This is a genomic window from Methylobacterium sp. E-016 (genome assembly GCF_022829745.1).
In the GTDB taxonomy this organism is placed as follows: domain Bacteria; phylum Pseudomonadota; class Alphaproteobacteria; order Rhizobiales; family Beijerinckiaceae; genus Methylobacterium.
Window position 1 is genome coordinate 1 of the sequence record NZ_JAKSYF010000099.1, and the last position, 4,645, is coordinate 4,645.

General features: G+C 56.9%; 6 protein-coding genes. 1 reads left to right on the forward strand and 5 read right to left on the reverse strand.

Going from position 1 to position 4,645, the window contains the following annotated elements:
* Positions 1–396 precede the first annotated feature (396 nt).
* From MKK68_RS12440 to MKK68_RS12450, 3 genes are all read right to left on the reverse strand, one after another.
* Positions 397–864, reverse strand: coding sequence for a hypothetical protein (locus MKK68_RS12440; RefSeq protein ID WP_244030530.1), 468 nt, complete (start codon positions 862–864; stop codon positions 397–399).
* A 220-nt stretch (positions 865–1,084) separates the two neighbouring features.
* Positions 1,085–1,231, reverse strand: a complete 147-nt coding sequence (locus MKK68_RS12445; protein ID WP_244030532.1) for a hypothetical protein — start codon at positions 1,229–1,231, stop codon at positions 1,085–1,087.
* A 250-nt stretch (positions 1,232–1,481) separates the two neighbouring features.
* Positions 1,482–1,751: a FitA-like ribbon-helix-helix domain-containing protein gene (locus MKK68_RS12450; RefSeq protein WP_244030533.1), complete on the reverse strand. Its 270-nt coding sequence runs from the start codon at positions 1,749–1,751 to the stop codon at positions 1,482–1,484.
* Positions 1,752–2,015: 264 nt separating this feature from the next.
* On the opposite strand from MKK68_RS12450, the gene MKK68_RS12455 reads away from it, so the two are divergent.
* Positions 2,016–2,540: a hypothetical protein gene (locus MKK68_RS12455; RefSeq protein WP_244030535.1), complete on the forward strand. Its 525-nt coding sequence runs from the start codon at positions 2,016–2,018 to the stop codon at positions 2,538–2,540.
* Positions 2,541–2,650: 110 nt separating this feature from the next.
* Here the strand turns inward: MKK68_RS12455 and MKK68_RS12460 are convergent, their stop codons facing one another.
* Together MKK68_RS12460 and MKK68_RS12465 are read right to left on the reverse strand one after the other, a co-directional pair.
* Complete coding sequence (locus tag MKK68_RS12460) at positions 2,651–4,006, reverse strand: transposase (protein WP_244030536.1); 1,356 nt, start codon at positions 4,004–4,006, stop codon at positions 2,651–2,653.
* A gap of 107 nt (positions 4,007–4,113) precedes the next feature.
* Positions 4,114–4,645, reverse strand: a 532-nt coding sequence (locus tag MKK68_RS12465; RefSeq protein WP_244030539.1) for a transposase, incomplete at its 5' end; no start/stop codon positions are given.

Here is a 4,645-nt window from a genome sequence, read left to right on the forward strand (position 1 = left end):
ATCAGGCCCACGACAAGCCCGCGAAGCTCGCTCAGCGAAAGGGCATCCAAACCATCGGGATCCGGCAGCGCCATGCCGCATGTTGAATCACGCCCGAGCCAAACCGCAAAACGCCACCGCCCGGTGATCTGCCCCAGTTACGGTTTCTACCGGGGGCACACTTCGGAGTCGATTCCCACGTGGCCGAATTCGTCACCCTTAAGTTCGTATTCTTTCTCCTTTTGAGAAAAAATCGTTCGCAATTCGGCCTATATGCATAGTCATGTTCGACCACTCACGCGTTTCCGCCTACAACGACGGAAACACGGTAGCCAGCCGTAGACAAAGGCGTGTGTTCGATGCAGCAGATATCATATTTCGTTGTAAAACATAAATACAAACGATTATGTCTGAATATCATAGCCATCTCAGCTTGAACTCGAAAGCATGTAAAGGGTCTTTAAATGCGAGGCGGTGCGAGGCGTAAGATTCATAGCTCAAATTAACTTCAGCAATATTTGACCAACGTGATCTCAATTTCAGTTGAGCATCGAGTTCGTGGCAATATTCCACAAATTTTGGGTGAGGTTGAGCTTCAACGCAAACTAGTTTTACTCCCATGCGGCGCTCGGCGCACCATTTCAAAGCTTCATCGAGTTGGGGCACTGAAGCACGGACGCGGGCTCGGCGCCGAGATCCAGCAAGGCTGGTTTCGATCCATGTAATCCCCAACTCCAGGGTCAGGTTGCCTGACAGCCAACGTGGCGTCATCTCGAACCAACCCCAGCCCGGCTTGGCATCGACAAAATAGTTGTTCGGGGTACGGGTGGTCATAGTAAATGATTTAGTCACAAAACAGATCCCAAAATTAATGAGATCGATCATAATAATTACGATATCGGCCGTCTATATATAACATCAGCCACATCGAATTATTTTGATCATCAGCGAAGTATCGATGCATGAGAAATTTTAGCTGCCGCGTATCACATCACCGTAAGCGTGTTGCTATATACGTATGTGTCGATACACAAAGCTCAAATGCCCAATTCGCACAAAAATGAGACGTCACAGCATCAAAAGTTGATGTTTAGATTGTAGTCTGTTAGGGATCGACGACCGCCAGACCACACGCTTCGAAACCGCCGATATCGCGGGTGGCGATGCTATAGACCGCGGCCGCAGTCGTCGCCGCAATCAAGGCGTCAAAGCCTTCGATCGGCGTCCCGACGCCTGCGTACGATCCGCGCATAGTTATCGGTGGCCAAGCCGTCGAATGGTTAGACGCGACCAGCAAACTCCTTGGCAAAGATCGTGGAGGCGACCAGAGCGAACCCGTCCCGCCGGCGCTGGCGGCATCATGGTGACGCCGTGAAGGATCTCGGCACCGTTGATACTGGTGGTGTAGAGCCAAGAGCGGGGCTGGGATGCGACCCACGCGACTACGGTCGAACTTGGCGCTGGGCGCATCAACTCGGAGATCACGTTCGTATCAAGGATGACTATCGATCGAAGGACGGCGGGGCGCCAATCGTAACAGCGGAGTGCTCTTCCAGGTCGATGCCACCAAACGGTGCCATTCGGCGTCGGATCGCTTCGGCGAGATCGGGTGCGTCCTCAGCCTCGACCGCGAGAGTGGTTACCAGGATCGAACGCGCCTCCACTTCCATGGAACGACCGTTCATCGCCGCACGGATGCGAAGTCGCTCTTTAACGCGATTATCGAGATTGCGGATCGCGATCGTCGCCGTGGGTGCCAGCGCATGAGCCATATAATCTTGTAAGCGATGCTAGCATGGCCAGCAACATCGTTGCGCGCAAGACCACGTTCGATCTGGCGCACAGGATCGCTAAAGAGGCCTTGGACGAGAGCAGACACCGATCGACGGAACACAAAGCCTCGACGGACCAGTGCATGGTGGTGATGTGCAGGATCGTTTTCAGATTTTCAAGAAGCCCTCTAATAGATAATGACAGGCTATTGCTCGAACCGCTACCTTGGGTAAGCTCACTCAAGAGCCTTTCAAGAGTTATATATGAACACGACATTGAATGCGATGCTCGAAAATTGGAGCCGCTATCTGAACGACAATTCCGACATGAATATCCCCGCGATGTGCCGTGCGGGCGGTCCACCGACGAACTGTGTCTATCTTGATGAGACGACCGGTCATGTCCTCATTTCTGAGAATGGCGGCCCTCTCGAAAAGGTCAGTCCTTTTGTCGTGGTAATGGCAACGGGTAATAAATATCAGGGTCCAGATAAGCGTAACCCTTTACCGTCCAAGAAGATTTGTTTGAGCCCAACCAAGAGGCACGAACACGACACGATGGTCGAGGGCATGCTTGATTTCATGTTTGAAGAAATTGATACGCTGCAAAGATACTTTGTTCATCCATCGTATCAATATGTGAGAAATCGATGTATCGAGATGCTCTATTTAGAGTACGGTGATAAATTACTATCTATTGATATGAAAAATTACAAATTTTGGGATTGCGTTATCAAATATATCACTAGTTGTCTCGATGTAATTACAAGTTCATCTGTCGGAAGATAGGAAGAAACTTCGAGCGGATGAAGGAGGGCCCTGCGTGGCCCTCCTTTTTTCGTTCGGCGAGCGATCGTTCCAAAGAATGTTACAGCGCTCTTAGCTCGACTTTGCGCAATTTAGGCGGCGTAGCAGGCGATATCTGTGAGGCGGTCGTAGATGTGTCTGGGTATTTTGGAGTTGTCGGTTCGTTCCGGAGATATCCTGAAAGCTGCTTCGGCCCAGATCTGACGCCGAACGGCGGCAATGGCATCGGTGAAGGTCAGGCTCGTCTTGCGGTACCACTTGGCGGATCGCAGCACGAGTGCCTGTGACTGATGAAGATCGTCAGCCCAGACGGTGACGAGGGCGTAGAGACCGAGCAGCACCGGTGTTGTTCGGGCGATGGCACGATCGGACCACTGCCGCTGCGTCTCGACGCCAAGGTGCCGACGGACTTCGGCGAAGGTGACCTCGATGGTCCAGCGTCGGACGAACCAGGACAGGATGTCTTCAGGGCTGGCGCATTGATCGGTGCAGAGGAAAGCTTGCGGCTTGAAGAGGCCGAGGGGGTCGCGCACCAGAAGCCATCGCAGCGGCACGATTGGTCGACCTGGGTGGCTCCACACCGCGACGCCGGTCGTGATCTCCACGCGTCGCTCGGTTCCGCCATACCAGCCCTGGACGATCAGGGTCTTCCAGGTCGTTTGCGGGTCGAGAAGGCGCTCGGCCAATGTCGGGAGCCGCTCGCCGTTGCGCCGTGGTCGCCCGATCGTGCGGGCCTCACGTGGTGCCGCGGGAGCGAACAGACGGGCATCGAACCTGATCCGAGTCACGACGCTGACGCGGGTTCGCACTGCAGCCAGCAGATCGATGGCGGAGAACGCGCTGTCCGCCACGATGACGATGGGGCGGTCCGGCAGCCAGCGGGCAATCTGCAGCATCATCTGGCGGGCGCCATCGACCAGCGTCTTGTGCCTGACCCCGCGCATCGCTGCGGCACGTTCCGACGCCATCAGCACGGTGAGGAAGGGTAACGCCCAGACGCGCCCCGCCCAGGGAACCGGCACCAGCAGCATGGCTGACAGCCAGCGCAGTCCGCTGGCCTTGACGAAGTGACCATGGCTCGACCGCACGGGATCCCTGTAGATGCCACGAGCCTTGATCTTGGCACCCCATCGCCGCTCGATGGTGTCGTCGAGACCGATCACGACGGGTTCCGAAGCTGCAAACCGGTCAACCAGCATCAGGAACAAGATGCGGGCGGCAGTCAGCGCAGACCAGTGACATCGGTTCAGCACGGCGTGGTAGAGCCCGAAATCGGCACCGTCGCTTTGACCGGTGGCGCGAAGCGCCGCGCTGATCGTTCGACGGTGGGGCGTTAAAACCGCACCCTCGACCAGTACGAGGACGCGCTGCCATGTCGGACGCGTGAACAGCACCTGGAAGGGAGCTAGCCAGCCCGCTGATCGGCGATCAAGGATAGGACCGATCATTGCCGTTACTCCCAAAGCAGATTGCCTGCTTGGGGAAGCCGGAGCCCGCCAAAATCGACTCAGCGGCGGCCATCAAAAAATGCGCAAGGTCGAGCTTAGACCCCGTTTCATAACGCTCGTGCCAGGCGTCTGACGAGGATCATGGCGGCTGCCAGGACGAAGAAGGCGAGTGCGGAAGAGGCCGTCGCCTCGTGATCACGGGTGAGCCTGCGGCATCGACTGATCCATCCGAAGGTTCGCTCGATGACCCAGCGTCGCGGTTGAACCGCAAAGCCCTTCTGTCCCTCGTCGGGCGCAATGATCTCGATGGTGATCGCCGTCGCGGTGCCGACGCGCTCGCCTCGATAAGCTCGGTCTGCGAAGCAGTGCGCCAGGAACGGCCAGAGACCGCGCGAGGCACGCAAAAGCGCAACGCCTCCATGGCTGTCGTGGAGGTCAGCAGGCGAGACGGCGGCGATCAGAAGACGGCCATCCGTGTCGGTCAGCGCGTGGCGTTTGCGGCCCACGACACGCCGGGCTGGATCGTAGCCGCGTTCTCCATCGACGCCGACGCCGCCCGAGCGTGCCGCCTGCGCATCCATGACGGCACCCGTCGGGCTGGCCTCACGCCCGGCTCGCTCGCGGTCGTCCATCGTGAGA

Excerpts from the sequence above, each read along its gene's own strand:
- MKK68_RS12440 (WP_244030530.1), bottom strand. The coding sequence starts at position 864 with ATGATCGATCTCATTAATTTTGGGATCTGTTTTGTGACTAAATCATTT.
- MKK68_RS12445 (WP_244030532.1), bottom strand. The coding sequence starts at position 1,231 with ATGCGCGGATCGTACGCAGGCGTCGGGACGCCGATCGAAGGCTTTGAC.
- MKK68_RS12450 (WP_244030533.1), bottom strand. The coding sequence starts at position 1,751 with ATGGCTCATGCGCTGGCACCCACGGCGACGATCGCGATCCGCAATCTC.
- MKK68_RS12455 (WP_244030535.1), top strand. The coding sequence starts at position 2,016 with ATGAACACGACATTGAATGCGATGCTCGAAAATTGGAGCCGCTATCTG.
- MKK68_RS12460 (WP_244030536.1), bottom strand. The coding sequence starts at position 4,006 with ATGATCGGTCCTATCCTTGATCGCCGATCAGCGGGCTGGCTAGCTCCC.